Raw genomic sequence first — 17,872 nt, 5'->3', positions numbered from 1 at the left:
TCCTCCCAGGATATTGTTATGGCGAGGATGGGGCGTGTTCCCGGTGGGGGCCAGCGCCATCCGTCGGCGCCATAAATGACACCGGTTTCCTAACGGAGCAAGAGGCCAGTTCCAGGGGTGCGGCGGAATGACGCCCACCCGGGGCGCTCGGGTCCCACACCGCCCGCAAAACCCTTTTGCGGCGACGCGCGGGACGCGGCATGGTAGGGACGCCCGAGAAGAAGAACGAGAAGAAGACCCACAGATGACCCAGGACGTGCCGCGCAAGGGGCGACCGAGGCGGGGACGTGCCGCCGCCCTGCAGACCCAGCCGATGGAGGCTGTGACCTGGACCCTGGACCGGGCGCCCACCATCAACGACGTGGCCCGCCTGGCGCATGTGTCCAAGAAGACGGTGTCGCGCGTCATCAACCAGTCACCCTTCGTGAACGAAGAGACGCGCACCATCATCAACGCCATCATCGAGCAGATCGGCTACGTGCCCAGCCCCCAGGCGCGCGGGCTGGCCTTTCAGCGCTCCTTCCTGCTGGGCTTGGTCTACGACAATCCCAACGCCCAGTTCATCGTGAACATCCAGGAAGGCGTGCTCCAGGCCTGCCGCCTGGCGGGGTTTGAGCTGGTGGTGCATCCCTGCGATCAGAAGAGCCCCCATTTCCTGAACGATGCCAAGCAGTTCGTTCAGCGCCAGAACCTGGACGGCGTCATCGTCGTGCCGCCGGCCTCGGAAAACCCCCAGCTGGTGGACGTGCTGCGCGACCTGGGCTGCCGCTATGTCCGCCTGTCCGCCGTCTCCCTCGACGAGGCGGCCAACATGGTGGTCTACAATGACCGCCAAGGGGCGGCGGAGGTGGCCGAACACTTGGCCGCCCTGGGCCACCGCGATATCGGCTTCATCGCCGGCCCGTCGCGCCACCGGTCGGCCCATGAGCGCCGGGAAAGCTTCGTCGGCACCCTGAAGAGCCACGGCATCACGCTTCGGCCCGAGATGGTGGAGGAGGGCGCCTACACCTTCGAATCCGGGGAGGTCTGCGCCACCCGCCTGCTGACGCGGGAGCCCCGGCCCACCGCCATCTTCGCCAGCAACGATGAGATGGCGGCCGGCGTCTACAAGACGGCGCAGCGCCTGGGCATCAGCATTCCCCGTGACCTGACCATCATCGGCTTCGACGACAGCCCCATCGCCACCCGCCTGTGGCCGTCGCTGACCACCGTGCGCCTGCCGGCCAAGGATCTGGGCCGCCTGGCGGCGGAGAAGCTGATCATCCGCATCTCCAGCGATGAGACGGAGGGCCACACCGCCACCGGCGTCGTCAGCCGCATGGTGGTGCGCGAGTCCTCCGTCCCGCCCCGGGGCTGAAAACCGTCCCCGCGTCATTTTTGGCGCGGCGTTGGCGATGGGAAATTGACACCGGTTACCAGAACCGGTTACCAAAGGGGCGGGAAGAGGACGGATCCGCGCGCTTGGATGCCGTCCCGCGAACGACGGCTGCCGCATCGCCGATCCGCGCGAAGACGGACGGGGCCAGCCCGGTGGACACTGAAGGAAGGCCCCATGGCCCAGCAACCAGCCCAGCACCTGACCCTGCACGAAGATCGCCTGTTCCCGGCCGACCCCATCGTGCGCGCCATCGCCCGGCGCCTGTACGCGGAGGTGAAGGGCCTGCCCATCATCAGCCCGCACGGCCACACCGATCCCGCCTGGTTCGCTGGCAACGAGGCGTTCCCCAACGCCACCGCCCTGTTGCTGCAGCCGGACCACTATCTCTACCGCATGCTCTACAGCCAGGGCATCACGCTGGAGCAACTGGGCCTTCCCGCATCCGGGCAGCCCGCGCCTAACGTGGACCCGCGCGAGGCCTGGCGCCTGCTGGCCGCCAACTTCCACCTGTTCCGGGGCACGCCGTCTTCCACCTGGCTGAACCATGTCTTCACCCAGGTCTTCGGCCTGGAGGTGAAGCTGAACGCCGCGACCTCGGACCTCTATTTCGACACCATCACCGCCAAGCTGGCGACGGACGAATTCCGCCCCCGCGCCCTGTTCGAGCGCTTCAACATCGAGGTCATCGCCACCACCGAAAGCCCGGTGGACACGCTGGCCCACCATGAGGCCATCCGCGACAGCGACTGGAAAGGCAAGGTCATCACCGCCTATCGCCCCGACGCGGTGATCGATCCGGAGCATGAGAACTTCCGCGCCGCCCTGGCGCGGTTCGCGGAGATCACGGGTGAGGATGTCCACAGCTGGACCGGCTACCTGAACGCCCATCGCAAGCGCCGCCTCGACTTCAAGGCCGTGGGCGCCACCAGCAGCGACCATGGCCATGTCACCGCCGCCACCGCCGACCTTTCGCCAGCGGAGGCGGAGGCGCTGTTCGCCCGGGTAGTGAAGGGCGTCTTCACGGCGGCGGACGCCGAGCTGTTCCGCGCCCAGATGCTGACCGAGATGGCGGGCATGAGCCTGGAGGATGGGCTGGTCATGCAGATCCACCCCGGTTCCTTCCGCAACCACAACCGGCGCATCTTCGAAAAATACGGTCGCGACAAAGGCGCCGACATCCCGCTGCGCACGGAATATGTCCACGCGCTGAAGCCGCTGCTGGACCGCTATGGCAATGAGAAGGACCTGTCCATCATCCTGTTCACCCTGGATGAGACGGTCTATGCCCGCGAACTGGCGCCGCTGGCCGGCCATTACCCGGTGCTGAAGCTGGGCCCGGCCTGGTGGTTCCACGACAGCCCGGAAGGGATGATGCGCTTCCGTGAGCAGACGACGGAAACGGCGGGATTCTACAACACTGTCGGCTTCAATGACGACACCCGCGCCTTCCTCTCCATCCCCGCCCGCCATGACGTGGCCCGCCGGGTGGACTGCGCCTTCCTCGCCCGTCTGGTGGCGGAGCACCGTATCGACGAGGACGACGCGCGGGAGGTGGCGGTGGACCTCGCCTACCGCCTGCCGAAGCGCGCCTACAAGCTTGATTGAAAACAATAGTCACAGGGAGATTGGCCATGTTCAAGAAGGTCTACCAGGCGACCCATCCCGACATGATGGACGGCGCCCGGAACCAGCAGTTGCGCGACCGCTATCTCATCACCGGCCTGTTCGTGGCCGGTGAGGTCGCCCTGAACTACTCCCACAACGAACGCTTCATCATCGGCGGCGCGGCGCCGGTGGATGCGCCCGTCGACCTGCCCCTGCAGACGGAGCCCGCATCCGCCGCCGGCAAGCCCTTCCTGGAGCGGCGCGAGCTGGGCATCGTCAATGTCGGCGGCGCCGGCACGGTGACGGTGGACGGCACGGTTTACGAGTTGGCGCCGCGCGACGGCCTCTATGTGCCGATGGGGACGGAGACGGTGGTGTTCGCCTCCTCCGACGCCGCCAACCCGGCCAAGTTCTACCTGGCCAGCACGCCGGCCCATGCCCGCTTCAAGACTGTGAAGATCTCCATCGACCAGGCCGTGCCGCTGGAGCGCGGCGCGTTGGAGACCAGCAACGAACGTACCATCTATCAGTACATCGTGCCCCAGACCTGCCAGTCGGCGCAGCTGCTGCTGGGCCTGACCATGCTGAAGCCGGGCAGCGTGTGGAACACCATGCCGCCGCACCTGCACGACCGCCGCTCAGAAGTCTATTTCTACTTTGATATCAAGGATGACCAGCGGGTCTTTCATTTCATGGGAGAGCCGGAGCTGGCCCGCCACATCGTCGTCGCCAATGAGGAGGCCGTGGTGTCGCCGCCCTGGTCCATCCACATGGGTTCCGGCACCGCCAACTATTCCTTCATCTGGGCCATGGGCGGGGAGAACCTCGACTATACCGACATGAAGGTCTTGGACATCTGCCAGCTGCGTTGAGGGAGGACGATCCCATGGCTTTCAACCCGTTCGACCTGACGGGCCGCGTGGCCCTGGTCACCGGCGCCAACACCGGCCTGGGGCAAGGCCTGGCCGTGGCCCTGGCCCGGGCCGGCGCCGACATCGTGGCGGCGGGGCGCAGCACGCCCAGCGATACGCAAAAGGCGGTGACGGAGCTGGGGGGGCGCTTCCACTTCGTCCATGCCGACCTGGACAGCGTCGGCGTGGTGCAGGCGGTGGTGGACGGCGCCGTGGCCGCCTTCGGCCGCCTGGACATCCTGATCAACAACGCCGGCACCATCCGCCGCGCCGACGCGTTGGAGTTCTCGGAGGCCGACTGGGATCTGGTGATGAACGTCAATCTGAAGACGCCCTTCTTCCTGGCCCAGGCGGCGGCGCGCCGGATGGTGGAGCAGGGAGAGGGCGGCAAGATCATCAACATCGCCTCCATGCTGTCGTTCCAGGGCGGCATCCGCGTCGCCTCCTACACCGCCAGCAAGAGCGGCATCGCCGGCCTGACCAAGCTGTTGGCCAATGAGTGGGCGGCCAAAGGCATCAACGTCAACGCCATCGCGCCGGGCTATTTCGCCACCAACAACACCGAAGCCCTGCGCAACGATGAGGGCCGCAACCGCGACATCCTGGCCCGCATCCCCGCCGCCCGCTGGGGCCGGCCGGAGGATCTGGGCGGCGCGGCGGTGTTCCTGGCGTCATCCGCCGCCGACTATGTTCACGGCACCGTGCTGGCCGTGGATGGGGGATGGCTGGGGCGGTAAAGAACGGGAGACCGGATACCCGACATCAGGAAAGGACGGCGGGGCGCTTTATAAGCCTGGGGCGCTGCGATAGCGCCGCGGGCCCACCCCAGTCACCCGCTTGAAGGCGTTGCTGAAGGCGCTTTCGGAGGCATAACCCAGGCGGTGGGCCAGTTCGGACACGGGCGCGTCCTGTTCCTTCAGGGCCCGCTCCGCCAATCGCATGCGCCAGGCGGTCAGGTAGGCCAGGGGCGGCATCCCGGCCACCGCTTTGAAATGCGTGGCAAAGCTGGTGCGTGACATGGCGGCGGCCTTGGCCAGTTCGCCCAGTTGCCAGGCGCGGCCGGGATCGCCGTGCATCAGCCGTAGGGCCGGTGCCAGGCGGGCGTCGGTGGCGGCGCGCAACCAGCCGGCGGGCAGAGGCCTCCCCGCAACCAGATGGGCGCGCAGGATGCGGATGAACAGCAGGTGGGCCAGCTGTACCGCGGCGATGCCCGCGCCCGGCAGGTCGGCGGCATGCTCGCGCACGAGCTGGTCCAGCAGCCAGTGCAGGCCGTCGGCCTCTTGAGCCGTGCGGCGCAAAAGGATCACCGGCGGCAGGATGTCGGCCAGCAGCCAGCCGCACGCCGGGTCCAGTACCACATGGGCGCCCAGCAGGAAGAAGTCGTCACCATCGCCCACCTGCCGGATGCCGCAGCCGGCGTTGGGACCGAAGACGGCCCTGGCCTCCACCGGGTGCGTCGCCAAGTCGCTGCCCAGCCGGAAGGGCCGCTGCGCCGGCAGCAGGAACACGTCGCCCGCCGCCAGCCGATATGGCGCCGGTTCCCCCTCGATATCCAGCCAGCCGCCGCCCCGTAGGATGGCGAAGAATTTGATCTTGCCCGGTGGCGGAAAACGGATGCACCAGGCGCCGCCAGCGGTGAAACCGCCCGACACCACGGTCTGGGCATCGGCGAATTTCAGAAGGTCGGAAAAGGGGTCGAGGGTCGGCTGGCTCATTTTCGAATTTTCACGCAAGTAAAGCGAACGGACAAGCATTCATCGTTCGGGCCGGCATGCTTACTTTTGGGGTCCCTTCGCTTCATCAAAGGTAACCGTCATGCCTGTACGCCAGGAACCCCTTCATTCCGGCTTCGGCGCTGCCTCCAACGCCCTTGAGGTCATTCAGGGCATTGATCTGAGTGGCAAGATCGCGATCGTCACCGGCGGCTATGCCGGCATCGGGCTGGAGACCGTGCGGGCGTTGCGATCAGCCGGCGCCACCATCATCGTTCCCGCGCGAGACCTGCCCAAGGCCAAGGCCGCACTGGCCGGGCTTGAGGGTGTGGAGATCGGGGCGCTCGATCTGCTGGATCCCACCTCCATGGACGCCTTCGCCGATGGCTTCCTGACCAGCGGCCGGCCCCTGCATCTGCTGATCAACAACGCCGGCATCATGGCCTGCCCGCTGACCCGCGACGCGCGCGGGTTAGAGGCGCAGTTCGCCACCAACCACCTGGGCCACTTCCAGCTGACGGCGCGGCTGTGGCCGGCACTGCGCGCGGCCGGCGGCGCGCGCGTGGTTTCCCTGTCCTCCCTGGGGCACCGCTTCTCCCCCCTCGTGGTCGACGACCCCAATTTCGAGCGGCGGGAATATGACCGCTGGTTGGCCTATGGCCAGGCCAAGACGGCCAACATCCTGTTCGCCCTGGGGCTGGAGGCGCGCGGTGCCGCCCATGGCGTCCACGCTTATTCCGTCCACCCCGGTAGTATCGTGGACACGGACCTGCAGCGCCACCTGACCCAGGATGAACTGAAAGCCTTCGGCGTGCTGGATGCAGAGGGCAAGGCCATCCGCGACCCGGCGCGGAACCTGAAGACCACCGCACAAGGGGCGGCCACCACGGTCTGGTGCGCCACCAGCCCGCAGCTGGAGGGCCACGGCGGCGCCTACTGTGAGAACTGCGATATCGCCCAGCTTCTGCGACCGGGGGAGGAGGCCGCCCTGGGCACCCCGACCACCCGCCGCCCCGGCGCAGTCATGGCCGGCGTGCTGCCCTACGCCGTCGACCCGGCGGCGGCAGACCAGCTGTGGGACCTCAGCGAGCGCCTGTTGGGGATCACCTTCCGGCCGGCGTAACCCTCAAATCTCCGCATGGAACCGGAGGCCCAGCACGTTCGCCGGGCCACGGTCCCGGTTGTAGGCGGGATTGGCGATGAACTGGTAGTCGACGGTCAGGTTGATGCCGGTCCAGACGGCCACGCTGTAGTAGGCCTCCACAATGCGTTCGCTGCTGTAGTTGAGGCGGCCGTCGCCGACCAGGATGCCGTTACCGCCGGCCGCCAGGTAATCGCGGGCGTCGGCGTTCAGCATGTTGACCACGCCCGCCAGGCCGGCGGTGTCCTTATCCCGGCCCCAGGAGGTGCCGGTCACGGCGGCGCCCACGGCGACCGACTTGTTCACGTCGGTGAACTCGTAGGCTTCCTTGCTGCCGTCATTGGCGCTGGCGCGCAGGAACAGGCCCCAATCGTCGCCCATCTGCTGCTCCGCGTTCAGGGCGAAGCCGGCGCGGGTGGCATAGCGGCGCACATTGCCGGTGTCCGGCGTGCCGCCGGTCAGCGCGGCCTGGCGCAGGGCGTCGGCATAGTCGCCCATGTTGGCGTGGTTCTGGAACACCAGCAGCTTGACCTTGCCGTCGCGGCCCATCAGCTGGTGCCGTTCCTCCGCCTCGACCACCAGTTCATATTGGCCGAAGTCGCGCTGCAGCGCCTTGTTGTTGGGTACGCGCGACAGGTCGAACAGGCCGGCGCGCAGGGTCCACCATGACTGGCTCCATTCCGCCGCCGCGCCATAGCTGTAGCCCCAGGCGTCGGCGGCGTAGTCGAAGGCGCCGCTGTCCACCAGGGTCCAGTTCAGGAAATCCTTGCGCGGGTCATGGGCGTAGCTGTTGGTGTCGAAGATGTCGGTGACGGAGAACTTGCCGGCCGTGATGATCAGGTTATCGGCCGTGCGGCTGCCGCCTAGCTGATTGGCCCCGGCCTCCAGCGGCTGGACCGCGCCGCCCAGGTTGAAGGTCTGACGGAAAAAGGCCCGGTCCAGGCGGATGTAGGGCGTGCTTTCCCCCACCTTGTAGGCTTCGGCGCTGGGGAAGCCGGCCGCCCCCAGGGTGTTACTGAGACCGAAGCCCTGGTCGATCTCCGGATTGGCGTAGAACTCCATCCCCGGCCACAGGCGGACACCGGCGTACAGCGTGGCGTCCATGGTCTCATTGCCCCGGGCGCCCGGGTCCATGCTGTTGGCCCCGCGATAGGGCGAGGTGAAGGAGGGATGGTACTGCTCCACCAAGGTGAACTGGCCGTGCAGGCTGACGGTCTCCGCCTCGGGCAGGTCAGCCTCGTCGGCCAGCGCCGCGCCGCAAGAGAACACCAGGAGGGGTGTGATGGTGAGAAGCATTTTCATTTAAATAACTCGCCCGCCGCAACGTGAATTTTTCAACCATCCTCCTTTGGCAAAGTTCCGTTACGGTTTTGCGTTAGGAAGGGAAGTCGTTCTAGGCTTCCGGCGGGCGATATGCGCCCATCCATTGGTTTAGGCAAGTCGGACGTTTTGTCGCATCGCTCCTGAATTGTTCTGTTATTTCATAACGTTGGTGACGTTATTTCATAGCATTGGGCAGCCACAGGGATAGGAAGGGGATATAGGAGACCAGCATCAGCACCACACCTGCGGCTAAATAAAACGGCCAGATGGAGCGCATCAGCTGGCCCACCGGGACCTTGCCGATGGCGCTGCCGACGAACAGGACGGAGCCGATGGGGGGCGTGATCAGGCCGATGCCGCCATTCAGCATCATGATGACGCCGAATTGCACCGGGTCGATGCCGAAGGCCTTGGCCACCGGCAGGAAGATGGGGGTGCAGATGATGATCTTGGGGCCCATGTCCATGAAGGTGCTGAGCAGCAGCAGGATCACGTTCATGATCAGCAGCACCATCACCTTGCTGTCGGCCAGGGCCTTCAGCGCGGCGACAGCCGCCGCCGGCACCTGCAGATAGGACATCAGCCAGCCGAAGACGCTGGCCGCCCCGATCATGAACAGGATGATGCCGGTGGTGTGGGCGGAACCGGCGCAGCACTCCTTGAAGTCCGCCCAGGTCAGGCGGCGATAGACCGCGACCGTGATGATGACGGCGTACACCACGGCGATGGCCGCACTTTCCACCGCGGTGAAGATGCCGGCGCGCACGCCGCCGAACACCAGCACCACCAGAGCCAAACCGGGGCAGGCGGACAGCAGGCGGCGGCCCACCACCCTGAGGCCGGGGAAGGGTTCCACCGCATAGCCGCGCTTGCGGGCGATGAGGTAGGTCGTGATCATCAAGGCCGCCGCCATCACCACGGCCGGCAGGATGCCGGCGGCGAACAGGTCGGCGATGGAGATGCCGCCGCCACCCGCCGCGGAATAGAGGATCATGTTGTGCGAGGGCGGCACCAGCAGGGCCACCAGGGCGGAGGTGATGGTGACGTTGACGGCATAGTCCCGGTCAAATCCCCGGGCCACCATCTGCGGGATCATGGTGCCGCCGATGGCCGAGGCGTCGGCGATGGCGGAGCCGGAGACACCGCCGAAAAAGGCGGAGGCCACCACGTTCACCTGACCCAGCCCGCCGCGCAGATGGCCCACCAGCGCCGACGCCAGGCCGATCAGCCGTTCGGAAATGCCACCGCGCATCATCAGTTCACCGGCGAAAATGAACAGCGGGATGGCGATCATGGCGGTGGAACTGATGCCCGAGGTCATCTGCTGCACCAGCACCATGGGCGGCAAACCCATATAGGTGATGGCGGCGACGGCGGCGGCGGCCAGGGAGAAGCCCACCGGCACGCCCAGCAGCAGCAGGATGGCGAAGGCGCCGAAGAGGATGGCGATGTCCATGGGCTCAATCCTCCACGATGACATGGGGCGGGGTGGGCAGGGCCACCACCAGCCGTTCCAGGGCGAACAGGGCGATCAGCGCGCCGCCCAGTGACAGGGGCAGGTAGTTCAGTCCTTCCGGCAGGGCGGTGCCCGGCATGGCGACCGACCAGTTGTCGGTCATCAGGTCCCAGCCCCAGATGGCCAGGGCCGCGCCGATGGCCAGCACCACCAGCCGGGAAAGCGCGGCCAGCGCCGCCTGCACGCGCGGCGGGGCCACCTGGGCCAAGGCGATAAAGCGGAAGTGCGTCTCCCGCCGCACGGCGACGGCGGCCCCCATCAGGGCGGTGGTGGTCATGAACAGCAGGGTCAGGGGTTCGGTCCAGCCCGGGCTGTCGTTCAGGACATAGCGGGCGAAGACCTGCCAGCCTTCGGCCAGGCTCATCCCCACCATGCCGATGGCGGCCAGCACCGTGGCGGCATGGGACAGGCCGGTCAGGATGGAGCCGACCAGCCCGGTGGGGGCGGTCACGGCGTGGGTCGCGTGCATGGGTCAGGCCTCCTGCCGGATGCGGCGGTAGAACTGCTGGATATCGGCGTTTGCCAGATAGCTTTTCAGCACCGGCTCGGTCACGCGACGGAAAGCGTCCTTGTCCACCTCCGTCACCCGCACGCCATTGGCCAGGCAATGGGCCTTGGCCGCGGCCTCGTCCTTGTCCCACAGATCGCGCATGACGGGGACGGAGCGGGCGGCCAGGTCCAATACCAGATCGCGGTCCGCCTTGGTCAGCGCCCGCAGGCTGCGTTCGGAGATGAACAGCAGTTCCGGCGACATCGAGTGATGGGTTTCCGCCCAATGGTGCGCCACCTCGAACTGCCGGGTGGAGTCCAGGCTGGGCCAGTTGTTCTCCGCCCCGTCGATCAGGTGGGTCTGCAGGGCCGTGAACACCTCGCCGAAGGACAGGGGCGTGGGGTTGGCGCCCATGGCCTGGGTCATGGCCATGAAGATGTCGGACAGGGGCACGCGGATCTTCATGCCGTGCAGGTCGCCCGGCTCATGCACCGGCCGGCGGCCGTTGTAGATGCAGCGGGCGCCGCTGTCATAGAAGCAGGCGGCCACCAGGCCGCGCTGGCTCAAGGCCGCCAGCAGGTCGCGCCCCACGGCGCCATCCAGCGCCCTGCGCATGTGCGCCGTGTCGTCGAAGACATAGGGCAGCGTCAGCACGCCGGAAACGGGGAAGATGTTGGTCAGTGCTGCGAAGTTGACCCGGGTGAAGTCCAGCGCGCCATAGCGCGTCAGGTCTATGGTGTCGTTCTCCCGCCCAATCTGGCCGGAATGGTAGACGCGCATGGACAGGCGTCCGTCCGTCTCTTTGGCCAGTTGCTCCCCGATCCATTGGATGGCCTGGACGGTGGGATAGTCCTGCACATGCACGTCGGAGGCGGTGAAGGTGCCGGGTGGCGGGGCGCCGGCCCAGGCCCGGCCGGGCCCGAGCGCCAGGCCCATGCCGGCGGCGATGCCCCCCAGCAGTTGTCGGCGCTTGATCAATCCATCCCTCCCGTTTGCTCTTATTGTCTAGGAACCCTGTGGGCGTTTGCCGCCCTCAGGGTGGAGTGTTCGGCGCCGCCGCCGGCACCGCCCGGCAGTGCAGGACGCCGTCGCGACCGAAATCCACCCGGGCCTCCTGTCCCGCCACGATATCGTGGATGCCGGTGGTGGCGCCGGTGGAAATCAGGTCACCGGCCTTGAGGGGCCGCCCCCGGCCCGCCAAGTGGCTGGCCAGGAAGCGCAGGGCGGACAGGGGCCCGCCGGGTATGGAGGGCGCGCCACCGGCGCCCACGGCCACGCCGTCGATGAAGGTCTCGCACCGCATGCTGTCCCAGCCCCGGGCGCGCCAGTCCGCGATCTCCGGTCCCAGGATCAGACCGGCGTTGTTGCCGAAGTCCGACACCACCACCGGGGGGCCCAGGTCGTTGATGGTGGCCAGGGGGCTGCCGGCCGGTTCGATGCCGATGTGCAGCGCCGCCACCAGATCCGCCGCCTCATCCTCCGTCCAGGCCGTCTTGCCCTCGGGCGCGTCGGCACCCAGGCGGAAGACGTATTCGGCCTCCACGGCGGCGAACCCGCCGACGAAGACGGGGAAGGGGGTCTGGATGGCGTCCGTCGCCATCCAGACGTTAGCGGCGAAGATGGGGCCGGCCAGGCGCGGTTCGCCCAGCGTCTCCTCCCAATCCAGGGGGATGCGGCCGATCTTCCAGCCGGCGATGCGGTCGGGCCACAGGGCGATGGCCGCCTCCTGCGCCGCGTAGCCCTGCGCCAGATCGATCGGGGCGGGCCCCGGATAGCCCGGCAGGGCGGTGGCGGCGGCACGGGCCGCGACGAAGGCCGCGGCGGCGGCGGTGGGGGAAAAGGCGGCGGTCATGACCGCACCGGCTGGTTGAATTGCGCATCCCGGACAATGGCTGCCGCAACGGCAGGCACGGCACACCGAGCCATGGTCGACCCTCCCTGGGATCCCGTCATTTCTTGTCCATCGTGTCTAAAGGAAACCGGTGTCATTTACAAGCCAATCTGGGGGCTGGACGAAAGGACGGGTGGACCGCCCCTCGGGATCAGCCGATTGCAGGGATCAAACGGCGGCGATGGCGGCCAGCGTGGCGGCCCGTCCGCCATCGCCCAACCGCGCGTACGCGTCGCTGATCGCGGCGCGGAAGCGGGCGTCGGTGGCCAGCGGGCCGGTGAAGATGGCGGTGAGCGCCAGGAAGCGGTCGACATCGGCCGCCGTACCGTCGCAGCGCCCGCCGATGTCCAGCAGCGTCGTGGCCAGGGGGTCGGTCAGGCCGGCACCATCGAGCGCGCGCCGGCGGACGAAATGCATCCAGCCGGCCACCACCAGGGCGGGACGGGTGATGGATAGGCCTTGGGCCAACAGGTCCTCGATAACGCCGAACAGCCGGTAGGGCAGCTTCTGCGACCCGTCCCAGGCGATCTGGGCCAGCAGGTGGCGGATGGCGGGGTTGCGGAAGCGTTCCAGGATCTGCTGGGCATAGAGCGCCAGGTCATATCCCTGGGGCGGGGTGACGGTGGGCAGCACGTCCCGCAGCATCAGCCGTTCCAGGAAGCCCGCCAGTTCCGGCGTGGTCATGGCATCCGCCACCGTCTCCACCCCGGCCAGGCTGCCCAGGTAGGCCAACGCCGAATGCGGCCCGTTCAACAGGCGCAGCTTGGCCCGGCCGAAGGCGCCGACATCGTTGGTCAGGATGACACCCGCCCGATCCCAGGCGGGACGGCCATTGCAGAAGCGGTCCTCGATCACCCATTGGGTGAAGGCCTCGCGCTGGATGGGCCAGGCGTCGGCCAGGCCGGTGGCGTCCCGCACCCGCTGGCGCAAGGCGTCGTCGGTGGCGGGTGTGATGCTGTCCACCATGGTGCTGGGGAAGGTGACATGGTCACCCACCCAGGCGCCCAGATCCGCATCGATGGCGGTGGCGTATTGGGTCGTGGCGCGGCCCAGGCGCCGGCCATTGTCCGTCATGTTGTCGCAACTGATGACGGTATAGGGCGGCAGGCCGGCGGCCCGGCGGCGGCGCAGGCCGGCGACGATGTAACCGATGACACTGACCGGCGCCTCCGGGTGCGCCAGGTCGTGGGCGATGTCGGGATGGGCGGTGTCCAGGTCACCGGCGGAGGTCAGGCAATAACCCTTTTCCGTCACGGTGATGGTGACGATGCGGGTGGCCGGCGCGGCGAGGCGGGCCAGCACCTGGCCCGGCGCTTCCGGCGCGCACAGCACCTCGCGGATGGAACCGATGACCCGGTGGCCGATGGCGCGGTCCAGGGTCACCAGGGTGTAGAGCCCATCCTGGGGCACCAGGGCGTCGCGCACGCCGGGGCTTTTCAGCGACACGGCGCTGATGGCCCAGTCGCGCTGGTCCGGATCATGGGCCGCCAACGCCAGGGCGTCGTCGGTGTAGACCGCCTGGTGGGCGCGGTGGAAGGCGCCCGGGCCGAAATGGACGATGCCGATGCCGCATGCCGCCCGGTCATAGCCGGGCCGGGCCACGGACGGGGGCAGGGTGGGCAGGGTGGCGACGGACAGGCTGGCGTCGGACAGGGGCGCGGTCATCAGGCTTGGGCTCCGAAGGGGGATCAGCGACGGACGTCCAGCCCACCGGCGTCCTGGGCGGCCAGGATGTCGGCCTCGGACAGGGGCAGGGCGTCGCCGGGAATGGAATGCTTCAGGGCGGCGGCGGCGATGGCGAAGGCCAGGGCGCGGTCCGGTTCCCAACCCCGGATCAGGCCATGCAGCAAGCCGGCGGCGTAGGCGTCGCCGCTGCCGATGCGATCGACGATGCCGGCCAGCGCATGCGTGCGGCTCTGATGCAGGCTGTGCCGGGTGGCCAGCCTGCCATAGAGGTCCTGATGGTCGACGCCATGGTGGCTGCGCACGGTGGTGGCGATGGTTTGCAGGCGGGGGCAGGTGTCGAACAGGGCCTGGGCGGCGGCGGGGAAGCGCGCCGCCTCCTCCAGCTTGTCCACGTCCAGGTCCAGCAGCAGGGCGGCGTCGCGCTCATTGGCGAACAGCAGGTCGCACTGCTCGATGAAGCCGCGCAGGATGGCCGGGGCGTTGCCGCCGCGCGCCGTCCACAGCTTCTGCCGGTAGTTGCAGTCGAAGGACACCTTGAGGCCGATGGCGCGGGCGGCCTGCAGGGCGGCGCGGGCCGCCGTTTCCGCCTGCGGGCTGACGGCGGGCGTGATGCCGCAGATGTGCAGCCAGTCGGCGCCGGCCAGCAGGGCTTGCCAGTCATAGCCCGCCGGATCGGCCTCCGCGAAGGCGGACCGGGCGCGGTCGTAGATCACCTCCGACGGCCGGGTGACGGCACCGGCCGACAGGAAATACAGGCCCATGCGGCCATCCGTGTGGCGGATGCCGTCCGTGCCCACGCCGTGGCGGCGCAGCTCGCCGGCGCAGGCGCGGCCGATGGCGTTGTCGGGCAGGGTGCTGACGGCGCGGACGGTATGGCCGAACGATGCCAGGCCGACGCCGACATTGGCCTCCGCCCCACCGAACAGGGCCGTCAGGCCGGGACTTTGCAGCAGCAGCTCATGACCGGGGGCGGCCAGGCGCAGGAGCAGTTCCCCGAACACCACGACATGACCGCGCATCACAGGCCCACCCATCTCATTCATCCAATCCTGGCCAATCCTGGTCGCTGTCGTGGGCGGTCATGGCCGTCCCCCGCGTCCTCCCGCGCCCGTCTGACAGGCAGGCTTTGGGTTCTTATCCTGCCAGCGGGACCGGACCGGATCAATGACCAATTGACACCGGTGACAATAAAGGCGGCCTTTCCGGCACGGTAAGACCATCACGGCATCATCCCTAGGCCACGCACCCAGGCGATGTAAAGGTCCGGCCATGCCGCGGCCGGCAGCCCCGTGGCGCCGCGAATGCCGAAGCCGTGTCCCCCTTTCTGAAAGAGGTGCATTTCCGCCGGCACCCGGGCGGCGCGCAAGGCTGAATAGAAGCGCAGGCTGTTCTCCACCGGCACGGACGGATCATCGTCGGCATGCACCAGGAAGGTGGGTGGGGTCCGGGCCGTCACCGTCCGGTCGGTGGAATAGGCCGCATCCTGGGCCGGTGTCGGCGCCTCGCCCAGCAATTGCGTGCGTGAGCCCTTATGGGCGATGGCCGGGTCCATGCTGGCCACGGGGTAGATCAGGGCCAGGAAGTCGGGCCGGGCGCTTTGCTGGTCCACCGCGTCCTGGGGGGCGTACACCGACGCATCGTAGCGGGTGCCCAGGCTGCCGGCGACATGGCCGCCGGCCGAAAAGCCCAGGGCGCCCACCTTGTGCGGGTCGACGCCCCACTCCGCCGCGCGGGCCCGGATCAGGCGCAGGGCGCGCTGCGCATCCTGCAGGGGGACGTCGGCGCCATGGGCGTGGCCCTCACCCGGCAGGCGGTAGGCCAGCACGAAGACGGTGATGCCGGCGGCGCTCAGTCGACGGCCGATCTCGTCCCCCTCCTTGTCCACCACCACCCAGCGATAGCCGCCGCCGGGCATGACCAGCAGGGCGGTGCCGTTGGGGTGGGCCGGGCGGTAGAGCGACAGGTGGGGGCGGGTGATGCCGAGGGTGTAGCGGTCGCGCAGGACGGTGGTGTCGGCGCTGCGCTCCACCACCGTTTCCGTCATGGCCACGCCTTCCGACCCCGGGCCCGTGCCCGCCGGCCAGATGGGAAAGGGCGGGGGCAGGTCGTCCGCCCCGGCATTGCCGGTCGCCGCCAACAGTCCCGTCACCAGGACGCAGGCGGAAAATGCCCTCTTCACAAAAGAACGGAAACCGGTGTCATATATCGACCCGAGGTCGAGACGGGTATGGTCCATGGCGAGCCTCCCTGTTCTTGAGCGTCGGCCATAAAAGTAATTGGGAGGAAACATGGACCCGCTCCGACCGTTCCGCCAAGCGGAAAGTCGCGTCTCCTTGTCATCACTTTGGGGAGACGCCAATCGTCGACAGGTCCTGGCGCTGGGCGGGGGCGCGGCCGCCGCGCTGGCGCTGTCCCCGCGGGCCCAGGCCGCCGCCGCCCCCGTGGTCACCACCCGCCACGGCCGGGTGCGGGGTGCCCACCAGGACGGCATCCATGTCTTCAAGGGCATCCGCTATGGCGCCGACACCGGCCCCCGCCGCTTCCAGCCGCCACAGCCGCCGGCCGCGTGGACCGATATCAAGGACGCGTTGACCTATGGCGCCGCCTGTCCCCAGACCCGTTTCACCGAGCCCTTGTCGGAGGATTGCCTGTTCCTGAACGTCTGGACGCCAGAGGCCAGGGCCGGGGGCGACCGGCCGGTCATGGTCTACATCCACGGCGGCGCCTATTCCCACGGTTCGGGCGGCGACCCGCTGTATGACGGCACGCGGTTGGCGCAGCGGGGCGACGTGGTGGTGGTGACCCTGAACCACCGCCTGAACGCCTTCGGCCATCTCTATCTGGGCCGCCTGGCCGGCCCCGCCTACGCCCGGTCGGGCAATGCCGGCATCCTTGACCTGGTGCTGGCGCTGCGCTGGGTGCGCGACAATATCGCCGCCTTTGGCGGCGATCCTGGCCGGGTCATGCTGTTCGGCCAGTCCGGCGGCGGCGCCAAGATCGCCACGTTGATGGCGACGCCGGCGGCCCAGGGCCTGTTCCATCGGGCCGCGACCATGAGCGGCCAGCAGGTGACGGCCTCGGGGCCTCTGAACGCCACGGCGCGCGCCACCGCCTATCTGGCGGCCTTGGGCCTGACGCCGGAGCGGGCGGGGGAGGTGGCCACCGTGCCGATGGACAAGCTGTTGTCGGCGCTGAACACGGCCGATCCCATCGCCGGAGTCGGGGGCCAAGGCATGGGCGGGCTTTATTGGGGGCCGGTCCTTGATGACCAGGTGTTGGTCCGTCATCCCTTCTATCCCGACGCCCCGGCGCAGTCGGCCGGCATTCCCATGATCATCGGCAACACACATGATGAGACCCGCTTGCTGATCGGCGGCAGCGATCCCGCCACATTCAGCCTGACCTGGGAGCAAGTGCCGGCCTTGCTGACCAAGCATATGCGGGTGGACATCAACCCGGACCTGGTGGTGACCGAATACCGCCGCCTTTACCCCGATTACAGCCCAAGCGAGGTCTTCTTCGCCGCCACCACGGCCGGCCGCTCCTGGCGTGCCGCCGTGATCGAGGCTGAATTGCGGGCGGCGCAGACGGGGGCGGCGCCCACCTATGCATACCAGCTGAATTGGGGAACGCCCAAGGACAGTGGCAAGTGGCGGGCGCCGCATACGCTGGATATCCCCCTGGTGTTCGACAACACCGGCGTGCCCGACGCCCTGTCCACTGACGGGGCCGGGGCGCGGCGCATGGCGGAGCGGATGAGCACCGCTTTCATCGCCTTCGCCCGCACCGGCGATCCCAACGCCGCCGGCACCCCGCGCTGGACGCCCTATACGCTCGCGGGACGCGAAACCATGGTGTTCGACCTGGACTCGCGCCTGGAACAGGACCCGCGTGGGGCCGAGCGCCGGCTTTTCGCCCGTGTCCCCTTCACCCAGCAGGGCACCTGATTGACACTCAAGCCCCTGAAATACCGCACGTTTCTCCTGATGGCACGGGGGCGGGGACAAGATGTCGCGATAAACAACTCTTGGTGCTTGCATCGGCCGGTAACCGGTGTCATTTTAGCGGCAACGGCGATGGCTCGAAACGGGCCCAAAGATGCCGACGATACGGGAGGGGTGTGGGATGCCATCACACAAAGGCATGGGCTGCGGCGCCAAGGGTGGCTGCCACGCCCGATCAATTTTTCTGAATGAACGACTTGGATATCAGGCGAGCC

At 68.1% G+C, this 17,872-nt stretch carries 15 protein-coding genes; 6 read left to right on the top strand and 9 right to left on the bottom strand.

Annotated features, from left to right (window positions below; genetic code table 11):
• Nucleotides 1-244: 244 nt before the first annotated feature.
• From FHS74_RS04375 to kduD, 4 genes are all read left to right on the top strand, one after another.
• Entirely contained in the window at nt 245-1,357 is a 1,113-nt protein-coding gene (locus FHS74_RS04375; RefSeq protein ID WP_246462910.1) for a LacI family DNA-binding transcriptional regulator, read from the top strand.
• A 195-nt stretch (nt 1,358-1,552) separates the two neighbouring features.
• A complete protein-coding gene (gene uxaC / locus FHS74_RS04370) occupies nt 1,553-2,983 on the top strand; it encodes a glucuronate isomerase (protein WP_184797818.1) in 1,431 nt (476 codons plus the stop codon).
• Between the two features lie 26 nt (nt 2,984-3,009).
• Nucleotides 3,010-3,855 (top strand): 5-dehydro-4-deoxy-D-glucuronate isomerase, encoded by an 846-nt coding sequence (kduI, locus tag FHS74_RS04365; protein ID WP_211106103.1) that lies wholly within the window; start codon nt 3,010-3,012, stop codon nt 3,853-3,855.
• 14 nt (nt 3,856-3,869) lie between these two features.
• A complete protein-coding gene (gene kduD, locus FHS74_RS04360) occupies nt 3,870-4,631 on the top strand; it encodes a 2-dehydro-3-deoxy-D-gluconate 5-dehydrogenase KduD (protein WP_184797815.1) in 762 nt (253 codons plus the stop codon).
• A gap of 48 nt (nt 4,632-4,679) precedes the next feature.
• On the opposite strand, the gene FHS74_RS04355 is transcribed toward kduD, so the two are convergent.
• Entirely contained in the window at nt 4,680-5,609 is a 930-nt protein-coding gene (locus FHS74_RS04355; protein WP_211106102.1) for an AraC family transcriptional regulator, read from the bottom strand.
• A 100-nt stretch (nt 5,610-5,709) separates the two neighbouring features.
• On the opposite strand from FHS74_RS04355, the gene FHS74_RS04350 reads away from it, so the two are divergent.
• Nucleotides 5,710-6,729 carry an oxidoreductase gene (locus FHS74_RS04350; RefSeq protein ID WP_184797811.1) on the top strand — a complete coding sequence of 340 codons (1,020 nt, stop codon included), beginning with the start codon at nt 5,710-5,712 and terminating at the stop codon, nt 6,727-6,729.
• A 3-nt stretch (nt 6,730-6,732) separates the two neighbouring features.
• Here the strand turns inward: FHS74_RS04350 and FHS74_RS04345 are convergent, their stop codons facing one another.
• The 8 genes from FHS74_RS04345 to FHS74_RS04310 all read right to left on the bottom strand — a co-directional run bounded on the left by FHS74_RS04345 (nt 6,733) and on the right by FHS74_RS04310 (nt 15,889).
• Nucleotides 6,733-8,049, bottom strand: coding sequence for a carbohydrate porin (locus FHS74_RS04345; RefSeq protein ID WP_184797809.1), 1,317 nt, complete (start codon nt 8,047-8,049; stop codon nt 6,733-6,735).
• 196 nt (nt 8,050-8,245) lie between these two features.
• Nucleotides 8,246-9,526 (bottom strand): TRAP transporter large permease, encoded by a 1,281-nt coding sequence (locus FHS74_RS04340; RefSeq protein WP_184797807.1) that lies wholly within the window; start codon nt 9,524-9,526, stop codon nt 8,246-8,248.
• A gap of 4 nt (nt 9,527-9,530) precedes the next feature.
• Entirely contained in the window at nt 9,531-10,055 is a 525-nt protein-coding gene (locus FHS74_RS04335; RefSeq protein WP_246462909.1) for a TRAP transporter small permease, read from the bottom strand.
• Between the two features lie 3 nt (nt 10,056-10,058).
• Entirely contained in the window at nt 10,059-11,054 is a 996-nt protein-coding gene (locus FHS74_RS04330; protein ID WP_184797805.1) for a TRAP transporter substrate-binding protein, read from the bottom strand.
• A 55-nt stretch (nt 11,055-11,109) separates the two neighbouring features.
• A complete protein-coding gene (locus FHS74_RS04325) occupies nt 11,110-11,928 on the bottom strand; it encodes a 2-keto-4-pentenoate hydratase (protein WP_184797803.1) in 819 nt (272 codons plus the stop codon).
• 207 nt (nt 11,929-12,135) lie between these two features.
• Complete coding sequence (locus FHS74_RS04320; protein ID WP_184797802.1) at nt 12,136-13,632, bottom strand: mannitol dehydrogenase family protein; 1,497 nt, start codon at nt 13,630-13,632, stop codon at nt 12,136-12,138.
• A 23-nt stretch (nt 13,633-13,655) separates the two neighbouring features.
• Nucleotides 13,656-14,672, bottom strand: coding sequence for a sugar kinase (locus FHS74_RS04315; RefSeq protein WP_211106101.1), 1,017 nt, complete (start codon nt 14,670-14,672; stop codon nt 13,656-13,658).
• Between the two features lie 200 nt (nt 14,673-14,872).
• Nucleotides 14,873-15,889, bottom strand: a complete 1,017-nt coding sequence (locus FHS74_RS04310; RefSeq protein ID WP_184797800.1) for an alpha/beta hydrolase — start codon at nt 15,887-15,889, stop codon at nt 14,873-14,875.
• A gap of 97 nt (nt 15,890-15,986) precedes the next feature.
• Here FHS74_RS04310 and FHS74_RS04305 point away from each other — a divergent pair, with 97 nt between their 5' ends.
• Nucleotides 15,987-17,600 carry a carboxylesterase/lipase family protein gene (locus FHS74_RS04305; RefSeq protein ID WP_246462908.1) on the top strand — a complete coding sequence of 538 codons (1,614 nt, stop codon included), beginning with the start codon at nt 15,987-15,989 and terminating at the stop codon, nt 17,598-17,600.
• The last annotated feature ends 272 nt before the right edge of the window (nt 17,601-17,872 follow it).

This window comes from Nitrospirillum iridis (assembly GCF_014205765.1).
Classification (GTDB): domain Bacteria; phylum Pseudomonadota; class Alphaproteobacteria; order Azospirillales; family Azospirillaceae; genus Nitrospirillum; species Nitrospirillum iridis.
This window is presented reverse-complemented; position numbering and strand designations above follow the sequence as displayed.

Bases quoted from the DNA above. Each gene is read 5' to 3' on its own strand.
- FHS74_RS04375 (WP_246462910.1), top strand. From the start codon at position 245: ATGACCCAGGACGTGCCGCGCAAGGGGCGACCGAGGCGGGGACGTGCC.
- uxaC (WP_184797818.1), top strand. From the start codon at position 1,553: ATGGCCCAGCAACCAGCCCAGCACCTGACCCTGCACGAAGATCGCCTG.
- kduI (WP_211106103.1), top strand. From the start codon at position 3,010: ATGTTCAAGAAGGTCTACCAGGCGACCCATCCCGACATGATGGACGGC.
- kduD (WP_184797815.1), top strand. From the start codon at position 3,870: ATGGCTTTCAACCCGTTCGACCTGACGGGCCGCGTGGCCCTGGTCACC.
- FHS74_RS04355 (WP_211106102.1), bottom strand. From the start codon at position 5,609: ATGAGCCAGCCGACCCTCGACCCCTTTTCCGACCTTCTGAAATTCGCC.
- FHS74_RS04350 (WP_184797811.1), top strand. From the start codon at position 5,710: ATGCCTGTACGCCAGGAACCCCTTCATTCCGGCTTCGGCGCTGCCTCC.
- FHS74_RS04345 (WP_184797809.1), bottom strand. From the start codon at position 8,049: ATGAAAATGCTTCTCACCATCACACCCCTCCTGGTGTTCTCTTGCGGC.
- FHS74_RS04340 (WP_184797807.1), bottom strand. From the start codon at position 9,526: ATGGACATCGCCATCCTCTTCGGCGCCTTCGCCATCCTGCTGCTGCTG.
- FHS74_RS04335 (WP_246462909.1), bottom strand. From the start codon at position 10,055: ATGCACGCGACCCACGCCGTGACCGCCCCCACCGGGCTGGTCGGCTCC.
- FHS74_RS04325 (WP_184797803.1), bottom strand. From the start codon at position 11,928: ATGACCGCCGCCTTTTCCCCCACCGCCGCCGCCGCGGCCTTCGTCGCG.
- FHS74_RS04320 (WP_184797802.1), bottom strand. From the start codon at position 13,632: ATGACCGCGCCCCTGTCCGACGCCAGCCTGTCCGTCGCCACCCTGCCC.
- FHS74_RS04315 (WP_211106101.1), bottom strand. From the start codon at position 14,672: ATGCGCGGTCATGTCGTGGTGTTCGGGGAACTGCTCCTGCGCCTGGCC.
- FHS74_RS04310 (WP_184797800.1), bottom strand. From the start codon at position 15,889: ATGGACCATACCCGTCTCGACCTCGGGTCGATATATGACACCGGTTTC.